Here is a 19,232-nt window from a genome sequence, read left to right on the forward strand (position 1 = left end):
CAATGAAAATGGCTGAATTAAAAGAAGTTTTTGTTCCTGATATCGGCGGCGACGAAGTGCAAGTGATCGAAATTTGTGCCGCTGTGGGTGATACCCTCGCGGCCGATGAATCGATTATTACCGTTGAAAGCGACAAGGCGACTATGGATATTCCTGCGCCTTTCGCCGGTGTGTTAGCCGAGTTAAAAGTGGCTGTGGGTGATAAAGTCTCTGAAGGTACTTTGATTGCTATGATGCAAGCAGCGGGCGCGGCAGCTGCCGATCCTGCTCCAGTTGCGGCACCATCATCCGCGCCAGCAGCTGCACCGGTTCAAGCGGCTCCTGCTCCCGCAGTACCAGCAGCGACATCGACTCAAGCTGTTGAGACAAAAGTCGTTGAAGTGGCTGTGCCAGATATCGGTGGCGACACTGATGTCTCGGTTATCGAAGTGCTGGTTGCCGTCGGTGATAAGATTGAGGTTGATAGCGGTTTAATTACTCTCGAAACTGACAAAGCGACCATGGATGTACCTTCACCTTTTGCTGGTGTGGTAAAAGAAGTCAAAGTAGCCGTTGGCGATAAAGTGTCGGAAGGCTCTTTAGTCATCATGCTTGAAGTGGGTGGCGCAGCTCCTGCTGTGGCAGCAAGTGCGCCAACCGTTGCCGCTCAGGCGGCTCCTGCCGCTACGGTAGCGCCAGTGGCTCCGGCTTCTGCAACTCCAACTGCAAGTGTGGTTACGGTAAAAGAAATTCAAGTGCCAGATATTGGCGATGCAAGCAATGTCGATGTGATTGAAGTGCTAGTGTCTGTGGGCGATATGATCACGGCCGACCAAGGTTTAATAACCCTTGAAACTGACAAAGCCACCATGGAAGTGCCAGCGCCATTTGCCGGCAAACTATTGTCGTTAACCGTTAAAGTGGGTGATAAGGTTTCTCAAGGTAGCGTGATAGCTACCGTTGAAACGACTGCTGTTGGAGCCGCTGCGCCTGCGCCAGTTGCTCAAGCGCCAGCAGTGCAAGAAGTGGCGCCAGTTGCTGCTCAAGCACCTGCAAGCCGTCCGCCAGTGCCGCATCATCCAAGTGCAGGTGCGCCTGTGTCGACTGGTGCGGTACATGCATCGCCTGCGGTACGCCGTTTAGCCCGTGAATTTGGTGTGGATCTCACCCAAGTCACTGGTTCTGGCCGTAAAGGTCGCATTATGAAAGAAGACGTTCAGGCGTATGTGAAATACGAACTGTCGCGTCCGAAAGCAACTGCGGCAACGTCAGTCGGCGCTGGCAATGGCGGTGGTCTGCAAGTGATTGCAGCACCTAAAGTGGATTTCAGTAAGTTTGGTGAAGTGGAAGAAATTCCATTAAGCCGTATCCAGAAGATCTCTGGCCCTAACTTACACCGCAACTGGGTGACTATTCCGCATGTGACTCAGTTCGATGAAGCTGATATCACTGAAATGGAAGAGTTCCGTAAGCAGCAAAACGACGCAGCGGCGAAGAAGAAAGCCGATTATAAGATCACGCCTTTAGTCTTTATGATGAAAGCGGTGGCTAAGACGTTGCAACAGTTCCCAGTGTTCAACTCGAGCTTAAGCTCTGATGGCGAATCACTGATCCAGAAGAAGTATTTCCACATCGGTGTGGCGGTGGATACGCCAAACGGTTTGGTTGTGCCAGTCGTGCGTGACGTGGATAAGAAAGGCATTATCGAGTTATCTCGTGAACTGGCTGATATCTCTATCCGTGCCCGTGATGGCAAGCTGAAATCTGCTGATATGCAGGGCAGCTGTTTCACCATTTCAAGTTTAGGTGGTATTGGCGGTACGGCGTTTACGCCTATCGTTAACTACCCAGATGTGGCGATTTTAGGTGTGTCTAAATCTGAAATTAAGCCTAAGTGGAATGGTAAAGAGTTCGAGCCTAAATTGATGTTGCCACTGTCGCTATCATACGATCACCGCGTGATCGATGGTGCCATGGCTGCACGCTTTAGCGTGACCCTGTCAGGAATTCTGTCCGATATTCGTACTTTGATTCTGTAAACATATAAGGCTGCTCAACTTGAGCAGCCTTTTGTTTATTGTGATCAGTATCAAACACAGGTTAAAATGCGCCCACCTTACGCGCTGGCGCATTTTCGGTTGGCAGGATAACTCCTCCAACGGATTGAATGAGAATTAGAGGAAAACATGAGTAACGAAATCAAAACTCAGGTAGTGGTATTAGGTGCAGGTCCTGCAGGTTATTCTGCGGCTTTCCGTGCTGCTGACTTAGGTCTGGAAACCATCATAGTTGAACGTTTTAGCACTTTAGGTGGCGTGTGTCTTAACGTGGGTTGTATCCCATCTAAAGCCTTATTGCACGTTGCTAAAGTTATCGAAGAAGCCAAAGCGGTTGCCGCTCATGGTGTGGTCTTCGGCGAGCCAACTATCGATTTAGATAAGTTACGTAGCTTTAAAGAAAAAGTCATTGGCCAATTAACTGGCGGCTTGGGCGGCATGTCCAAAATGCGTAAAGTTAACGTGGTTAACGGTTTTGGTAAATTCACTGGCCCTAACACGCTAGAAGTGACTGCTGAAGATGGCACTGTGACTAAAGTGACTTTCGAGCAAGCGATCATTGCTGCAGGTTCTCGCCCAATCAAACTGCCATTTATTCCCCACGAAGACCCACGTATTTGGGATTCGACTGACGCATTAGAACTGAAAGCAGTTCCAGGCAAGTTGTTAGTGATGGGCGGCGGTATTATCGGTTTAGAAATGGGTACTGTGTATTCATCTTTAGGCAGTGAAATCGACGTGGTTGAAATGTTCGACCAAGTGATCCCTGCGGCTGATAAAGATGTCGTTCGCGTATTCACTAAGCAAATCAAGAAGAAATTCAACCTGATCCTCGAAACTAAAGTCACCGCGGTAGAAGCCCGTGAAGACGGTATTTACGTTTCCATGGAAGGTAAGAGCGCGCCAGCTGAACCTGTACGTTACGATGCGGTATTAGTCGCTATCGGCCGTACACCTAATGGCAAGCTGATAGACGCTGACAAAGCGGGTGTTAAGATCGACGAGCGTGGCTTTATCAACGTAGACAAGCAATTACGTACTAACGTACCGCACATCTACGCTATCGGTGATATCGTTGGTCAACCAATGTTGGCTCACAAAGGCGTGCACGAAGGCCACGTAGCGGCTGAAGTGATCGCGGGTATGAAGCATTACTTTGATCCAAAAGTGATCCCATCAATTGCTTACACAGACCCTGAAGTGGCCTGGGTTGGTTTGACTGAGAAAGAAGCGAAAGAGCAAGGTATTGCTTACGAAACTGCGACTTTCCCATGGGCAGCAAGTGGTCGTGCGATTGCGTCAGATTGCAGCGAAGGTATGACTAAGCTGATTTTCGATAAAGATACTCACCGCGTTATCGGTGGTGCAATTGTCGGTGTGAACGGTGGCGAACTGTTAGGCGAAATCGGTCTAGCGATTGAAATGGGTTGTGATGCTGAAGATTTAGCATTAACGATTCACGCTCACCCAACGCTGCACGAATCAGTAGGCCTAGCGGCTGAAATGTACGAAGGTTCGATTACTGACTTGCCAAATCCAAAGGCAAAGAAAAAGTAAATTGACCTTCATTTTTGAAAAAGCGCCCTTCAAGGCGCTTTTTTATTGCGTCGCGTAAAATGTAACTTTAATGTAAACGAGCGGGTGAATTGATAGAGTTGAACTGCTAGAGTACTAATACGAGTCGTCAAATGCAGATAAAAATAATTAAAACATTTCTGGCATGTTTCATTCTTGTGCTCACTAGCTTCCACTCGGTTTGGGCGGGCGGCTTTGTGCAGCGAGTCTTTACCGATAGGGACGGTTTGGCTGCCACAAGTATTCGCGGCTTAGCCTTAGACTATTATGGTTTTGTTTGGGCGGCGACTGAGCAAGGACTCTATAGGGTCAGTAACGCTAAAGTGAGGCGTATTGATAAAATTGGTTTTGAGTCTCGCCTAGCGGATGATTTTTTAACCTCAGTGGTGAATGTTGATCGTAACCATTTACTCGTCAGTACGCATTCCACTATTTATCTTTACAATATTCTGAATAATCAATTTACTGCCTTTGGCTCAGTCAAACTTTTTCCACAGTACGTAGGAGGAGCACTTCTTTCCGCTATTCGTAAAGATGACCAAACGTGGTTGTTGTTGACCGATGCTGGATATATTTACGATTTTTCCCCCGCAAAAACTGAATTGTCAGTGATTACTCAGCTACCAGTTAATCGCGATCTTCCTTGGCGTAAGTTACTTCCACTACCAAATGGTGAAATGTTAGTGGCAGGTCAACAGCAGTTAGTCCTGCTAGACAAAAATGGTGAGTCGGTATTCCATTATCATTGGACCGAAACCATGGGGAGTATTCTCGATATGCTTGAGGATACAAAACAGCGAATTTGGATTGCGACGGGGCGAGGGGTCTATCAGTTTGAGTTGGCGAGCCGTCAAATTGTGCCAGTGCCAGAATTACCCGAATGGAGCACTTCAATTGTTGAAGATCCTAAAGGATTTTTGTGGTTTACCAGTCGTGTGGGTCTGCTGAAGTGGTCACCCGAAACTCGTCAAGTTGAAAACTATCAGAAAGAACTCAAGGCTCAGGCTAACATGGAAATACTGAAGGCCATGTTGTTTGATAGTTCAGGGCTTATGTGGGTTGGCGGTTCTGGGGATGGTTTAGCTTTGTTGGCCTCGTCGCCGGATTTTATCCTCGAGACTTATACCGCAGATCAACCTTATCAGTTGAGCGATGCAATGACTTGGTCCATATATGCAAATAATGATGGCGTATGGCTAGGCTCCTCAAATTTGGCTTTTATTGGCAAGCATAGCCAAAAAGCAGTGGATATTCCGATTAATGGATTAGAACCACATCAAAGCATTTATGATATTAATGATTTTGGTGAACATAACTTATTGATATCGACCACGGGAGGGCTTTTTGTTGTCGATAAGCAAACCTTACAAGGCAACAGTTTTTCCCAATGGGCCAGTGGCCAAGACGGATTTAAAAATAAGCTGATTTATAAAACCTATAAAGATCCACAGATAAAAGGGCGTATTTGGATCGCCACATCCACAGGATTGTATTATTGGGAGTCTGGTTTATCTGAACCTCGCCCCTTTGATATAGATAGACCCTCTAATAATACCAACGAACCTACACGCCCAACTATTCGCACTATGTATCGTGCTTCGGACGGAAAGCTCTGGTTAGGCGGAAAAAAAATCTTTGGTTATATCGATGCTCAAGACGAGTTTCATGATCAGCGACTTTTGTTTAATGCCTTAGCTACACCGCCAACAGTGAGCCATATTGAGGAAATGTCATCTGGTGTGATGTGGTTTGGTTCCTACGAGAAAGGGTTATTTGAATATCATCAACATACAGAAGAACTTAAATCGCTGACCACTGAGTGGCAATTAAACTGCAGTTCGGTGTTTTTTATTCAAAAAACGCCAAAGTCAAATCTTGTTGGCTGTGCTAACTCATTGATCCGTCAAGATGTTGAGACCGGAAATATTGCCATCTTTAATCATAGGGATGGGTTTATATCCGATGAGATGAATGAAGGAGCCTATTTTTATTCCCCACAGGCCGGTTTCTATCTAGGCACGCCAGAAGGTGTTATGCGACTGGATGTTGATAGGCTGATAAACCGAATTAATGATGACCATGTCATGCTTGAGTCGGTTTCGGTGTATTACGATGACCTCACTGAGGTGTCACTACTCCCTCAGCCCATGATGGTGATAAAGCCCGATGCCAATATTGTGAGCTTACAGATCACTAATCTTGATTATCTTGATGATTCACCCATGCAGTTTAAATACCGATTGCGTTATCAGGGAGAGGACGATAATTACGTTTTACTGCAGGGAGAATCTCAAATCAATCTTGCGGGCTTGGCGGCCGGTGAGTATGTGTTGGATATTTTAAGCCAAGTTAATGGGATATGGTCTAACAAGCCGTTTTCATACTCATTTTATGTTGAGCAGCACTGGTGGCTATCCCAAGGCTTTAAAGGTCTTTTAATGTTACTGCTTTTGGCCATCGCCCTTAGCTTCGCTTGGTATCGGCAGCGGCAGGTGAACAGTTTTATGCTGATGAATCAGGCGTTAACTGAAAGTGACGATAGATTAAGGCAATCATTGCGCGGGAGTGACTCCGATCTTTGGGAGTGGCATAAAGACACTCAAAAATTTCATCTTGATAATCGTGGATCTGTACTTGGAAAACATACAAATGAAATTATCGTTTCATTAGAGGATTTACCGATACACCAGCTGGATAGAGACAAAGTCCTTGCTCAGTGGAACAGTATGCTGGTGGGTGAGGTCGATCGATTTGAGGCGGAATACCGTTATCAGCACCGAGAGGGTCATTGGGGGTGGTTAAGGGTTAGGGGTCGTCCCATTAGTCGCAATAAGCATACCCAAGAGATTGAACGTGCAGCAGGAATTTACAGTGATATTACGGTGCAGAGGCTGCTTGAGGATGAAGTGAAATTACTTGCCCAAGCTTTTGAAAACACCTCAGAAGGCGTGTTGATTTTAGAGAGCAATGAAAATATACGGGTTGCTAACCATGCCGCACAGCAGATTATTGGTTCAGGCGACACTGATTTAGTTGGCTTATCCTTTTCGCAATTTTTGCGGATGAATGATGGTTTATCCTACGAGATTAAACAGTTGCTAGACACCGAAACCTCTTGGACGGGAGAGCGAGAGTTAGTTAACCAAAGGGGGCATTTGTGTCCTGTATGGCTCAATGTTTCGATGATGCAAACGGCTAATATTAAAGAACATTATTATGTTGTGGTGTTTTCAGATATTACTGAACGTAAAAGAACAGAAGCCGATTTAAGGCGCCTCGCTAATTATGATGTGTTAACAGGCTTGCCCAATCGTTCATTGTTTTCGAATCGATTATTGCAGTCGATACAAGTCGCGCAGCAGACGGGAGAAAAACTGGCGCTACTCTTTCTCGACCTTGATAGATTTAAGCATGTTAATGACTCCTACGGTCACAGTATGGGAGATGCGCTTTTAGTTGAAGCATCAAACCGACTTCAATCCTGTATCTCCAGTGAACATTTACTCTGCCGTTTTGGTGGTGATGAGTTCGTTATTTTGCTTAGGAATGCAAGTAATATCGATGAGATTAATCATATTGCTGAGCGTTTATTGGCACAGATAGTGGCACCTTTTAAGCTGTTCGGTCGGGAGTTTTATATTTCCACCAGTATTGGTATTAGTATTTGGCCTGATGATGCCATTCAACCTGAGGCCTTTATTAAAAATGCCGATCTTGCTATGTATCATGCTAAGGAAGAAGGGCGGGGTAATTTCAAATATTATTCATCAGAACGTAATGCGCAGGCTTTATACCATTTACGTTTAGAAGCCGATTTACGAAAAGCGATTGAGCGCGAAGAGTTTGAGCTTTATTACCAGCCGCAGATTGATATTGTGCAGGGGGATAAATTTATTGGCATGGAGGCCTTGATCCGCTGGCGCCATCCACAGGAAGGATTTATTCGTCCTGATATCTTTATTAAGGTAGCGGAATCCTGTGGTCTTATTGTTGATATTGATCGCTGGGTATTACGACAAGCCTGTTTGCATGGGGCTAAGTGGATTAAAGCGTATTCTGAGCCATTTAAGTTGTCGGTCAATATTTCAGCGGTGCACTTTCGGCAAGCTGATTTTATCGAGGGTATTCAACAAATTTTGTTAGAAACTCAGATGCCGCCTTCATCCCTTGGGTTAGAAATTACCGAAGGTGTATTAATGAAGGAACTGCAAGTCGCAAAAAGTCATTTAAATCAACTAAAGTCCTTAGGTATTGAAGTCGCAATTGATGACTTTGGAACAGGGTATTCATCACTGGCATATTTGCGGCATTTTGATGTTAACACGCTAAAAATTGATCGATCATTCCTTATTGATATTGCGACGAATACTGCAGACCAAGCGATAGTCAGCAGTATTATTGAACTGGCACGCAATCTTAAATTAAATGTCGTTGCCGAGGGGATTGAAACGGTAGAACAGTTAGAGCAGGTTTTCAGCCGAGGCTGTTATGTTATCCAAGGTTACTATTTTGCAAAACCTATGTCGGTGAGAGATTTTGAGTTATATATCGCTGCAGCTAATAGAGTTCACGATTAATGAACTCATCGGTTCAGATAAAATATGACTGACGGTTAAATGCATAAGTTTGTTAATATAACGCGAATTTTATCCTATAAAAAGTGATCCTTAATGATGCGCCGAATACTCGCTTCCCTCTTTTTATGCTTGTTATTTACCCCCTTAATTGCAGCTGAGCGACCTAAAATTGGGGTAGTACTCAGTGGTGGTGGAGCGAAAGGTGCAGCCCATGTGGGCGTACTTAAAATATTAGAGGAACATAATATCCCTGTGGATTACATTGCGGGCACGAGTATCGGCGCTTATGTCGCAGGAATGTATGCGCTTGGTTACAGCGCCAGTGAAGTTGAAAGTATTATGATGGGCGTTGATTGGGATAGTGGCTATTCGGATACGATCCCCCGGAATATTTTGAGTTTTAGGGATAAACAGTTACGCGATCGTTACAATATTCCCCTTAATATCGGTTACAACGAAGGTGAAGTGAGGGCGCCAAGTGGTGTGTTACGGGGGCAGACAATGTCACAGCTACTCAGGCAATCAACTGATTTAGTACAACAATTTGGAAATTTTGATGATTTAGCGATTCCCTACCGCGCGGTGGCAACTGATTTGGAAACGAGTCAACCCGTGATCATTAGCCATGGTAGCCTAGTGAATGCGATGCAAGCCTCTGCGACTGTGCCTGGTGCGCTTCAACCTACACAATTTGAGGGTAAACTGCTCGTAGATGGGGGAATTGCGAATAATATGCCTGTGGATGTAGTTAAAGCCATGGGGGCCGACATTATTATTGCCGTCGATATTGGTTCACCTCTAGTCAAAAAAGATAAGTTATACAGCACCATAGCGGTACTCGATCAGTTATCAAACTTTCTGACCAACGCTAGCACCGAGAAGCAAAAACAGCTATTAACAGATAAAGATGTGCTAATTCGTCCCGCTATTGATGCCTTAAGTACAACCGATTTTACTATCATGCCTCTAGCATTAACCCTCGGCAAAGAAGCGGCAAATAACCATCTCGATAAACTGAGCAGCTTGAGTTTGAGCCCAGATGAATATGCTGCTTATGTTGATGCGAAAAGAGTTAAAGGCAAAACCTTGATGACGGATGTGTCGCATCCTATTCACGAAATTGTATTTGATAACCAATCGAAGGTCAGCTTAAACCTCCTAAAAGAAACGTTAAATCTGCAGAAGGGGCAAACCGTTTCTAAAGATGAATTAAATGAAGCATTAAAACGCATTTATTCTCTGAATAAATTTGAACGTGTTGATGCTGAGTTTGTTGAAGGAGAAGAGGGGCGCATACTCACAGTGACGACTAAAGCGAAGTCTTGGGGACCGAATTATTTTCAGTTAGGCTTTAATTGGGAGGATGATTTTAACGCCGATTCAGCCATCAGTTTTGATATGGCATACACTATGACGGATTTAACGTTCAATGGTGGTGAGTGGCGCAATGAAGTCAAACTGGGATTTGAAAAATTATTTGCCACTGAATTTTATCAACCACTCGATAGGGATCAGGAGTTCTTTAGTCGGGCCAGATATCAATACGATATCCGTAATTGGGATCTTTTTGATAATAATAGCCGCGTCTTAATTTTCGATAAGAAAACCCATACTGTTGAGTTAGGTATTGGTTATAACTATACCCTTCAGGGAAGTATTGAATTGGGTGTTGTTGGTGAAAAAGGCACGATAGAAAATGATGCTTGGTTAATTGATGATTTAGACTTCAGCTCCTATGGTGCCTACTTGAGGTTTGGCTACGATAGCTTAGATAGCATTAGTTTCCCAACATCAGGAAATCGAATCACGCTGAATGTCTATGTTCGTAATGAAGATTTTGATGATGTTATCGACAACAATGAAAATAATTATAGTGTACAGATAGAAGCGGATTGGAAAGGTGCTCTCAGTGTAGGCAATCATGCTTTTGTGGGTAAGACTTCTATTGCGACCAACAATAATGACGGTATCAATACACTTCATCTATCTGATCTGGGCGGATTCTTAAATCTTTCTGGTTACCATAAAGACTCGCTTACTGGGGCACATAAGTTATTTGGTGCTTTTATTTACCAATACGATCTTGGGCGTGATGCCCTCGGTATGACGGATTATCCTCTCTATCTTGGTTGGAGTTTAGAGGCTGGAAATGTTTGGTTTGAGCGCAGTGAGGTTTCATTGACGGATCTGATTTATGCATCAAGTCTATATGTTGGGACTGATACCGCATTGGGGCCAGCAGCATTAGGATTTGGGATCACCGATTTTGGAGATCGATCTTTCTATCTGTTTGTGGGTAAAAACTTTTAAAAGCGATTTAGCTGTGCAATAAAATCAGGGCATAACATGAGTTATGCCCTGATTTTTTGAGAAATAATCGAAACAAAATCGAAACAAAGTGGGTGAAAGTGTCATAACCTTTTACAAAATCTTGCTATTGCGGACTATAGCAAGATGGTATGGTTTGTGGGTAAAAATAATAACACTCTCAATGTAAGCTGGGGAAAACAATGAAAAAGATTAGTACACTGGCACTGGGCATCGCCTTGAGCTTAGGCTTGGTTGCTTGCAGCAGCGAGCCTAAAACTGAAGTTGCAGCGGTTTCTGGCATTGAACTACAAAATTTTGATACCTCCGTTCGTCATCAAGACGATTTTTATTACAGCGTGAACGGTAAATGGCTTGCCAATACCCCCATTCCTGCGGATAAGTCAAATTACGGTGCATTTTCTGTACTTTATGATCAAAGCCAAGATGCATTGAAAAAAATCATCGATGAAGCTGCCGCCAAAAAGAATGCTGCCCCTGGCTCTAATGAGCAAAAAATTGGTGATTTTAACGCCAGTTTTATGAACACGGATTTGCTTGAAACCCTAGGGGTGACTCCTCTTAATCCTTTACTTGCCGATATTGCCGCTGCTAAAACCCATGCAGATTTACCTGCTGTGATGGGTAAATTATTGACGAGCGGAGCGGGGATCCCTTTCGGCTTTTATGTTAATAATGACGCTAAAAACTCGACTCAATATGCGGTGTATTTAAGTCAATCTGGCCTCACGCTGCCAGATCGCGATTATTATCTTAAAGATGATCCTAAGTTTGCGGCCAATCGCCAAGCGATGGCCAAGTATGTGACTGATTTATTGACTGAAGCGGGTTACAAAGACGCTAAACGTGCGGCGAAAAATGTGGCAGATATCGAGATGATGATTGCCAAAAACCAGTGGAGTCGCGTTGAGTCTCGTGATGCAAATAAAGTCTATAACAAATTAGATCGCGCTGAACTGCAAAAACTGATGGGATCTTTTGATTTTAATGCCTTTGCTAACAGTGCCGGTTTAGGCGATAAGGCCTCCGAAGTTATTGTGCGCCAGCTTTCTTACTTTGAAAAACTGGGTACGAGCTTTGATACCTTTCCAGTCTCTGCTTGGCAAGATTATTTAACCTTCCACTTAGTCGATAGCTATGCTGAGTTGCTGAGCAAAAACTTTGTTGATTTGAACTTCGCCTTTAAGAGCAAAACCTTAATGGGTATCGAAGAACAACAACCGCGCTGGAAAAAGGCTGTTGACGGTGCCGATACTGTGATTGGTGAGCTAGTGGGTGAGGAGTATGTGAAGCAGTACTTCAAACCAGAAGCCAAGGCGCGTATGGAAACTATGATCAAAAACCTGATCAAAGGCTTTGAGGTTAGCATTAACGAACTGGAGTGGATGACACCAGAAACCAAAGTCGCCGCTCAGGAAAAGCTGGCTAAGTTTACCTATAAAATCGGTTATCCAGACAAGTGGAAAGATTATTCAGGTTTAGATATCAAAGCTGACGAGTTAGTGGGCAACTATCTGCGCTATGCTAAGTTTGAATATCAAGACATGATCAACAAGTTAGGTAAACCAATCGATCGCACTGAATGGCATATGACGCCACAAACAGTGAATGCCTATTACAGTCCTGTCAGTAACGAAATCGTATTCCCAGCCGCTATTTTGCAACCACCATTCTTCAATATGGAAGCCGATGATGCGGTGAACTACGGTGGTATTGGTGCTGTGATTGGCCATGAAATCAGCCATGGTTTCGACGATCAAGGCGCTAAGTATGATGGTGATGGCAACTTGCGTGATTGGTGGTCGGATAAAGACAGAGAAGAATTCCAAAAACGCGGTAAGCAATTGTCGGCACAATATTCCCAGTACGAAGCACTGCCGGGCAAATTTGTTAATGGTGACTTAACCTTAGGCGAAAATATTGGTGACTTAGGTGGATTAACCGTTGCTGCGCGCTCATACATTATGAGTCTAAACGGTCAGCCTGCCCCTGTGATTGACGGCTTAACGGGTGAGCAACGCTTCTTTATTGGCTGGTCTCAAGTGTGGCGCCGTAATTATCGCGATGAAGAGTTGGGTCGTCGTTTACTGACCGATCCCCATTCTCCAAGCCATTACCGTGCTATGGGCACACCACGTAATATCGAAGCCTTCTACAAAGCCTTCGAGATGAAAGAAGGCGATAAGATGTATTTAGAACCCAATGAAAGGGTGAAAATCTGGTAACAGATTGAGTTAATAAAAAGCCAGACAATGTCTGGCTTTTTGCTTAGGTTAATGCCCATACCCTAAGGTTTCTATTTTTTCGATTTTCTGATCGGCGGCATAAATACGCCGCATCAATCTTGACGGGCCAAAATCATAGATCCATTCAGTATACTCAATCGGTAACTTGCTCGGATCGACGACGATATCGCCCGCGGAGTTTCGATAAGTCGCCGGTTGGCTGTATTCTTTGGCTTCGCTGGGATGACCACACTTTTCTAATACTATGTCCAGAGGATCGCCAACGCTAATAACGAATTGCTTACAGCGCATGGAATCTGTAGCTAAGGCGGGTAAACTCGCCGTCCAGAGGGCTAACAACACATAATACTTCATCAGTTTGTCCTCGCGGTGATTCAAGTCTCTCAAATCAATTTGGGTTGCTCTTATCTATAACACTTTGTTTAGCTCAGACAAACTCTCCAATTGGTGGTGAGCAATTATCCATTTGGCCTCGCCGCGTTGCTCTAGCGCAGGGATAGCAACAGTTTGCATATTGGCGGCGCGGGCCGCAATCAGGCCATTGAAAGAGTCTTCGATGGCAAGGCAATAACGTGGATCGACCCCTAGAGCGGTCGCACAATTGAGATAAACCTCGGGATGTGGTTTGCCATAGGTGAGCGCCTCTGCTGATTCTACTGCCATAAATTGGCTCTTGAGCTTAAGTCTTGCCAGCACTGCGTCAATCAAAGCTGTTGGTGATGAGGTCGCTAAGCCTATTTTTAATCCTTTGGCTTGGCAGTATGCTATTGCTTGCTGAACGCCAGGCATAGGTTCACCGGTTTGCCGAATTTCTTCAGCAACTTTGTCAACTATGGCTTTGCTGACCTTAGTATTGTCGTAATCGGCCCAAGGCGCCTTGTGATACCAATAATCGACACATTGGTCGATACGCAGCCCCGTGGTTTGCTGAATCGTTTCGATAGTGACAGGGACGCCGAGTGCGGATAAAACATCGTATTCAATACGTTGCCACAGGGGTTCTGAATCAATTAACACGCCATCCATATCAAAAATAACGGCTTGAATACTAAGGGATGTCATTACTACTCCAAAGGATGGGAATGATAACTAAGCGTTATGCTCTGGGAGCTTGAGTGTATGTTTAAGGCTCGCCATCTTCAAAGCCTAAATACACAAAGTTGAGAAATATTTTTGGTGGAAAGGAATTGGTGTGCAAAAAAATAATCGTTCGATTTTAAATTGATTAACTTATGTTAACTCTTTGTAGCTTATGATTTTTTGTCTGTTTTCAAACTATTGTCTAATTTCGCTTGTTTTATTATTCCCGTAAGTTTGTTTATACCGCCGGGTTTAGCCCTTATTTCGCCTTTCGCTGAGTGTGACCTGATTCATACTTTTGCAAAGCTGTAGTATACTGCTGGCCGGAAATACGGGTCGATCATGTCGGACTGTCAGCTTCAATAAAGAAGACGTGCAGTTTCGTTGTTAGAGCGCCAAACAAAGAGGAATGTTGCCGTGCTAGAAGCATATCGTAAACACGTCGCAGAACGTGCTGCAGAGGGCGTAGTCCCTAAGCCATTAGATGCACATCAAGTGGCTGAACTGGTTAAATTGGTTCAAACCCCACCCGCAGGTGAAGAGGCTTTTATCCTTGACCTGCTCGAAAATCGAATTCCCCCCGGTGTTGATGAAGCGGCTTATGTGAAAGCGGCCTTCTTAGATGCGGTTGCCAAAGGCTCTGTGACTTCACCCATCCTATCTGCTGAGCGTGCTACCGAGTTATTAGGCACTATGCAAGGTGGCTATAACATTGAACCTCTGATCGCGCAGTTGGATAATCCAGCCCTCGCACCATTGGCCGTTAAAGCCCTAGCTCATACCCTACTGATGTTTGACTCTTTCCACGATGTGGTTGAGAAAATGGAAGCAGGTAATGAGTTTGCTAAGCAAGTGGTTGAAGCTTGGGCGAATGCAGACTGGTACTTAAGCCGTCCAAAATTAGCGGACAAAGTGACCCTGACAGTATTCAAAGTCTCTGGTGAAACCAACACCGATGACTTGTCTCCAGCGCCCGATGCTTGGTCACGTCCTGATATCCCATTGCACGCGTTAGCGATGCTGAAAAACGCCCGCGACGGTATCGAGCCTGATGTACCTGGTAGCGTAGGTCCAATCAAGAAATTAGACGAACTGAAAACCAAAGGTTTCCCATTGGTGTATGTGGGTGACGTTGTGGGTACGGGTTCATCGCGTAAGTCAGCGACTAACTCAGTGCTGTGGTTTATGGGCGATGATATTCCATTCGTCCCTAACAAACGTGCTGGTGGTTTCTGTTTAGGCGGTAAAATTGCGCCGATTTTCTTCAACACGATGGAAGATGCGGGCGCCCTGCCAATTGAGCTTGACGTGAGCAAAATGGAAATGGGCGATGTTATCGACATTTACCCCTATGCTGGCATTGTTAAGCGCCACGGCAGCGATGAAGTCATTTCAGAATTCAGCTTAAAAACAGAAGTCTTGTTAGACGAAGTCCGTGCAGGTGGCCGTATTCCACTGATCATTGGTCGCGGCTTAACTGACAAGGCTCGTGAAGTCTTAGGCTTACCAGCATCTGATGTATTCGTACGTCCACAGGATGTCGCCGATACAGGTAAAGGTTACACGCTGGCGCAGAAGATGGTCGGTAAAGCATGCGGCGTAGCGGGTGTGCGTCCTGGCCAATACTGCGAACCTAAGATGACGTCTGTGGGCTCACAGGATACTACAGGTCCTATGACCCGCGACGAGCTAAAAGATTTAGCTTGTTTAGGTTTCAGTGCCGATTTGACGATGCAGTCATTTTGCCACACAGCGGCCTATCCAAAGCCAGTTGATGTTAACACACATCATACGCTGCCAGACTTCATTATGAACCGTGGTGGTGTATCACTGCGCCCAGGTGACGGTGTTATCCACTCATGGTTAAACCGTATGCTGCTACCAGATACAGTCGGTACTGGTGGTGACTCACATACGCGTTTCCCTATCGGCATTTCATTCCCAGCAGGTTCTGGCTTAGTGGCGTTTGCTGCCGCGACTGGCGTTATGCCGCTCGACATGCCTGAATCCGTATTAGTGCGCTTCAAGGGCCAAATGCAACCGGGTATCACACTGCGTGATCTGGTGCATGCTATCCCGCTTAAAGCCATTGAGCTCGGGATGCTGACCGTTGAGAAGAAAGGTAAAGTGAACATCTTCTCTGGTCGTGTACTGGAAATCGAAGGCTTAGAATCCCTGAAAGTTGAACAGGCATTCGAACTGTCTGATGCATCAGCAGAACGCTCTGCAGCGGGTTGTACTATCAAGTTAGACAAAGAGCCAATCATCGAATACCTGAACTCGAACATCACTATGCTGAAGTGGATGATCGCCGAAGGCTACGGTGATCGTCGTACGATAGAGCGTCGTATCAAAGGCATGCAAGAGTGGTTAGCGAATCCTGAACTGATGAGCGCCGATAAAGATGCCGAGTATGCTGCAGTAATCGAAATCGATCTGAACGAGATCAAAGAGCCAATCCTGTGTGCGCCTAACGATCCAGACGATGCAGTATTACTGTCATCTGTTGCGCAAACGAAGATTGACGAAGTGTTTGTCGGTTCTTGTATGACTAACATTGGTCACTTCCGTGCGACTGGTAAGATGTTAGACAAGTTCGCTAAGACATTGCCAACGCGTCTGTGGATTGCGCCACCGACTAAGATGGACAGAGATCAACTGACCGAAGAAGGCTATTACGCGATTTTTGGTCGCGTCGGTGCGCGTATCGAGATCCCTGGCTGTTCACTGTGTATGGGTAACCAAGCACGTGTGGCCGAAGGTGCAACCGTGGTGTCGACTTCTACCCGTAACTTCCCTAACCGTTTAGGTACAGGCGCGAATGTTTACTTAGCTTCTGCGGAATTAGCGGCAGTTGCAGCGCTATTGGGTCGTCTGCCAACGGTTGAAGAATACCAAGAATACGCGAAAGAGTTGGATGCTACGGCGGCTGACACTTACCGTTACTTGAACTTCGACCAAATCGATTCTTACACGAAAAAAGCAGCGGAAGTGATCTTCCAGACTGCAGTGTAATTAATTGATATAAAATAAAAAAGCCAGCTTACGCTGGCTTTTTTATTGTCTGAAAAAGAGCATTCGTTGTGGGATGAATTATACCTGTTGGGTTTGCTCTGAATGCTTGTTATACAGGACCTCAAGGAGTTCATCCTCAAGTTCAAAACGGGTTTCCATGGTATGGGCAAGGTCAGATAAGTCTTTATCGAGTTGATATAAGACATGATCATCCTGAGCTTCGGCATATTTATCATTAAAATCTAATGCCGCACTTGTGGTAGGAGTAATTTTTGGTAGAACTTGTTGCGCTAAAGTTTTACTCGATGCACCAAATTTTTCACAGGCGGTAACGACTTGGTCGTACACTTCAAAATGGCCTTCAGAAACATAATCCACTAACAGATCACAGAAGGACTTAACATGCTCTAAAGAGGGGAGAGATTTTTCGGATTTGCCGTAGGGCGGTAGGCCAGCAATCTGACAATAATGCACTAGTAGTTTGCGGCGATTTTCTAGCCATTGATCTATAAGCTTATTTGAACCGCCCCACTTTCGTTCTGCCTTTTCAAGTTTTCTCAGCATGATGCATTCCATTTAGCTGCTAGCACATGATCCTAATGTAGGGATAAGTCTGGATTCGATCAACCCTTTTTATTGGCTTTTGCGATAAAGAACCAAATGAACAAACAGGCTGTTTTGTATGAAAAAATAGAAATAAAAAGCCCAACGATAGAAAGCTATCGTTGGGCGAGTAAAGTATATAGCAGGCTCGATGCGACGAGCTTCTTGATTGTTCTTGCTAGCGCAGACTTTTTATACCAAAGGCAGGGAACTGGCGCAACTTTTTTCTGTCTGACTGTGACTTCTGGTTTGATTATTAAACAGTATGTTATCTGGCTAACATTTTGGATTGAACTGGCTAAATGGACGTCAATGATGGGGATTAGCTCACATAAATTAGCTCATATTGGTTACATTATTCGCGTAAATGCTAAACTACCGACCCAGCGGATCTCAATAAGTCTAGGAATCAAGCCAAATGGCAGAATTAAAGAATGATCGTTATTTACGCGCCCTACTAAAACAGCCTGTCGATATGACCCCCGTTTGGATGATGCGTCAAGCTGGCCGTTATCTCCCTGAATATAAAGCGACTCGCGCACAAGCGGGTGACTTTATGTCTCTATGTAAAAACCACGAATTAGCTTGTGAAGTGACTTTGCAGCCATTGCGTCGTTATGAACTTGATGCTGCTATTCTATTTTCCGATATTCTGACAGTGCCTGATGCTATGGGCTTAGGTCTGTATTTTGAGGCGGGTGAAGGTCCACGTTTTGAGCGCCCCACAGACACTATCGATGCGATTAAAAAGCTTTCAATCCCAGATCCTGAGGATGAACTCGGTTATGTGATGAAGGCTGTGAGCACGATTCGCCGTGAGTTAAATGGTGCCGTGCCATTAATTGGTTTCTCTGGTTCACCTTGGACGCTTGCGACTTATATGGTAGAAGGTGGTTCAAGTAAAACCTTCGAAAAAATCAAGAAGATGGCCTACGCCGAGCCTGCTGCATTGCATATGTTGCTTGATAAGTTAGCTGATTCTGTAATTTTGTATTTGAATGCTCAAGTGGCTAACGGTGCCCAGTCATTAATGATTTTTGACTCATGGGGTGGTGCGTTATCGCACACGGCTTATCGTGAATTCTCATTGCGCTATATGCAGAAAATTGTTGATGGCCTGACTCGTTTCGCCGATGGTCGCCAAGTCCCTGTCACACTATTCACTAAGGGCGGCGGTCTATGGTTAGAAGCCATGGCTGAAACCGGTTGTGATGCTTTAGGCTTAGATTGGACAGTTGATATTGCCGATGCTCGTCGCCGTGTCGGTCATAAAGTGGCACTGCAAGGCAATATGGATCCATCCATGTTATATGCGCCAATTCCACGTATCGAAGAAGAAGTGAGCCAAATCTTAGCGGGTTACGGTGAAGGAACTGGCCATGTGTTCAACTTAGGGCATGGTATCCATCAACATGTGGATCCTGAACATGCTGGTGCTTTTATTAAAGCTGTACATGCACAATCAAAACAATACCATAAGTAATAAGTTGTGTTCTGTAACAGGCCCATAATGGGCCTGTTTTTTTGTGTCTACTCTTTAAGATAAATTGATAATAGTGCTAGTGTTGAGTTAAGCCAGTTGGGAACAGATAGTCAGAATTAAGTTTTTACTGTGTTTATTTAATGAATTAATGCGTTAAATCAAAAGGGTAAAATAGAATTAATTGCATGCTATTGCTTACTTTAGCAACGGATAAAGCTAAGTGATGTTTAATACTATTCGTAAATGGGATATGTTGCATGGCACAGTGAAGGATAGTGCGAAGCCCTTA

At 44.7% G+C, this 19,232-nt stretch carries 11 protein-coding genes; 8 read left to right on the forward strand and 3 right to left on the reverse strand.

Annotated features, from left to right (window positions below):
• Positions 1-8: 8 nt before the first annotated feature.
• The 5 genes from aceF (at position 9) to SPUTW3181_RS02760 (ending at position 12,741) form a co-directional block, all read left to right on the forward strand.
• On the forward strand, positions 9-2,018 hold the full coding sequence (gene aceF / locus SPUTW3181_RS02740; RefSeq protein ID WP_011787910.1) for a dihydrolipoyllysine-residue acetyltransferase: 2,010 nt from the start codon (positions 9-11) through the stop codon (positions 2,016-2,018).
• A gap of 147 nt (positions 2,019-2,165) precedes the next feature.
• Positions 2,166-3,593, forward strand: coding sequence for a dihydrolipoyl dehydrogenase (gene lpdA, locus SPUTW3181_RS02745; RefSeq protein WP_011787911.1), 1,428 nt, complete (start codon positions 2,166-2,168; stop codon positions 3,591-3,593).
• Between the two features lie 131 nt (positions 3,594-3,724).
• On the forward strand, positions 3,725-8,188 hold the full coding sequence (locus tag SPUTW3181_RS02750) for an EAL domain-containing protein (protein WP_011787912.1): 4,464 nt from the start codon (positions 3,725-3,727) through the stop codon (positions 8,186-8,188).
• Between the two features lie 93 nt (positions 8,189-8,281).
• The gene (locus tag SPUTW3181_RS02755; protein ID WP_011787913.1) at positions 8,282-10,498 is read left to right on the forward strand and encodes a patatin-like phospholipase family protein; all 2,217 of its coding nucleotides are present in this window, start codon (positions 8,282-8,284) and stop codon (positions 10,496-10,498) included.
• Positions 10,499-10,698: 200 nt separating this feature from the next.
• On the forward strand, positions 10,699-12,741 hold the full coding sequence (locus SPUTW3181_RS02760) for a M13 family metallopeptidase (protein ID WP_011787914.1): 2,043 nt from the start codon (positions 10,699-10,701) through the stop codon (positions 12,739-12,741).
• A 48-nt stretch (positions 12,742-12,789) separates the two neighbouring features.
• Here the strand turns inward: SPUTW3181_RS02760 and SPUTW3181_RS02765 are convergent, their stop codons facing one another.
• Both SPUTW3181_RS02765 and hxpB read right to left on the reverse strand, forming a co-directional pair.
• On the reverse strand, positions 12,790-13,116 hold the full coding sequence (locus tag SPUTW3181_RS02765) for a DUF2845 domain-containing protein (protein ID WP_011787915.1): 327 nt from the start codon (positions 13,114-13,116) through the stop codon (positions 12,790-12,792).
• Between the two features lie 54 nt (positions 13,117-13,170).
• Entirely contained in the window at positions 13,171-13,824 is a 654-nt protein-coding gene (gene hxpB, locus SPUTW3181_RS02770) for a hexitol phosphatase HxpB (protein ID WP_011787916.1), read from the reverse strand.
• A 435-nt stretch (positions 13,825-14,259) separates the two neighbouring features.
• On the opposite strand from hxpB, the gene acnB reads away from it, so the two are divergent.
• Positions 14,260-16,857 (forward strand): bifunctional aconitate hydratase 2/2-methylisocitrate dehydratase, encoded by a 2,598-nt coding sequence (acnB, locus tag SPUTW3181_RS02775; RefSeq protein ID WP_011787917.1) that lies wholly within the window; start codon positions 14,260-14,262, stop codon positions 16,855-16,857.
• Positions 16,858-16,935: 78 nt separating this feature from the next.
• On the opposite strand, the gene SPUTW3181_RS02780 is transcribed toward acnB, so the two are convergent.
• The gene (locus SPUTW3181_RS02780; protein WP_081429807.1) at positions 16,936-17,421 is read right to left on the reverse strand and encodes an Rsd/AlgQ family anti-sigma factor; all 486 of its coding nucleotides are present in this window, start codon (positions 17,419-17,421) and stop codon (positions 16,936-16,938) included.
• 96 nt (positions 17,422-17,517) lie between these two features.
• On the opposite strand from SPUTW3181_RS02780, the gene SPUTW3181_RS22055 reads away from it, so the two are divergent.
• Both SPUTW3181_RS22055 and hemE read left to right on the forward strand, forming a co-directional pair.
• Positions 17,518-17,898 carry a hypothetical protein gene (locus tag SPUTW3181_RS22055; protein WP_014611439.1) on the forward strand — a complete coding sequence of 127 codons (381 nt, stop codon included), beginning with the start codon at positions 17,518-17,520 and terminating at the stop codon, positions 17,896-17,898.
• The gene (hemE, locus tag SPUTW3181_RS02790) at positions 17,879-18,943 is read left to right on the forward strand and encodes a uroporphyrinogen decarboxylase (protein ID WP_011787920.1); all 1,065 of its coding nucleotides are present in this window, start codon (positions 17,879-17,881) and stop codon (positions 18,941-18,943) included. The genes SPUTW3181_RS22055 and hemE overlap by 20 nt, the downstream gene beginning before the upstream one ends.
• The last annotated feature ends 289 nt before the right edge of the window (positions 18,944-19,232 follow it).

Source organism: Shewanella sp. W3-18-1 (genome assembly GCF_000015185.1).
Classification (GTDB): Bacteria; Pseudomonadota; Gammaproteobacteria; order Enterobacterales; family Shewanellaceae; genus Shewanella; species Shewanella putrefaciens.

Bases quoted from the DNA above. Each gene is read 5' to 3' on its own strand.
- aceF (WP_011787910.1), top strand. From the start codon at position 9: ATGGCTGAATTAAAAGAAGTTTTTGTTCCTGATATCGGCGGCGACGAA.
- lpdA (WP_011787911.1), top strand. From the start codon at position 2,166: ATGAGTAACGAAATCAAAACTCAGGTAGTGGTATTAGGTGCAGGTCCT.
- SPUTW3181_RS02750 (WP_011787912.1), top strand. From the start codon at position 3,725: ATGCAGATAAAAATAATTAAAACATTTCTGGCATGTTTCATTCTTGTG.
- SPUTW3181_RS02755 (WP_011787913.1), top strand. From the start codon at position 8,282: ATGATGCGCCGAATACTCGCTTCCCTCTTTTTATGCTTGTTATTTACC.
- SPUTW3181_RS02760 (WP_011787914.1), top strand. From the start codon at position 10,699: ATGAAAAAGATTAGTACACTGGCACTGGGCATCGCCTTGAGCTTAGGC.
- SPUTW3181_RS02765 (WP_011787915.1), bottom strand. From the start codon at position 13,116: ATGAAGTATTATGTGTTGTTAGCCCTCTGGACGGCGAGTTTACCCGCC.
- hxpB (WP_011787916.1), bottom strand. From the start codon at position 13,824: ATGACATCCCTTAGTATTCAAGCCGTTATTTTTGATATGGATGGCGTG.
- SPUTW3181_RS02780 (WP_081429807.1), bottom strand. From the start codon at position 17,421: ATGCTGAGAAAACTTGAAAAGGCAGAACGAAAGTGGGGCGGTTCAAAT.
- SPUTW3181_RS22055 (WP_014611439.1), top strand. From the start codon at position 17,518: ATGAACAAACAGGCTGTTTTGTATGAAAAAATAGAAATAAAAAGCCCA.
- hemE (WP_011787920.1), top strand. From the start codon at position 17,879: ATGGCAGAATTAAAGAATGATCGTTATTTACGCGCCCTACTAAAACAG.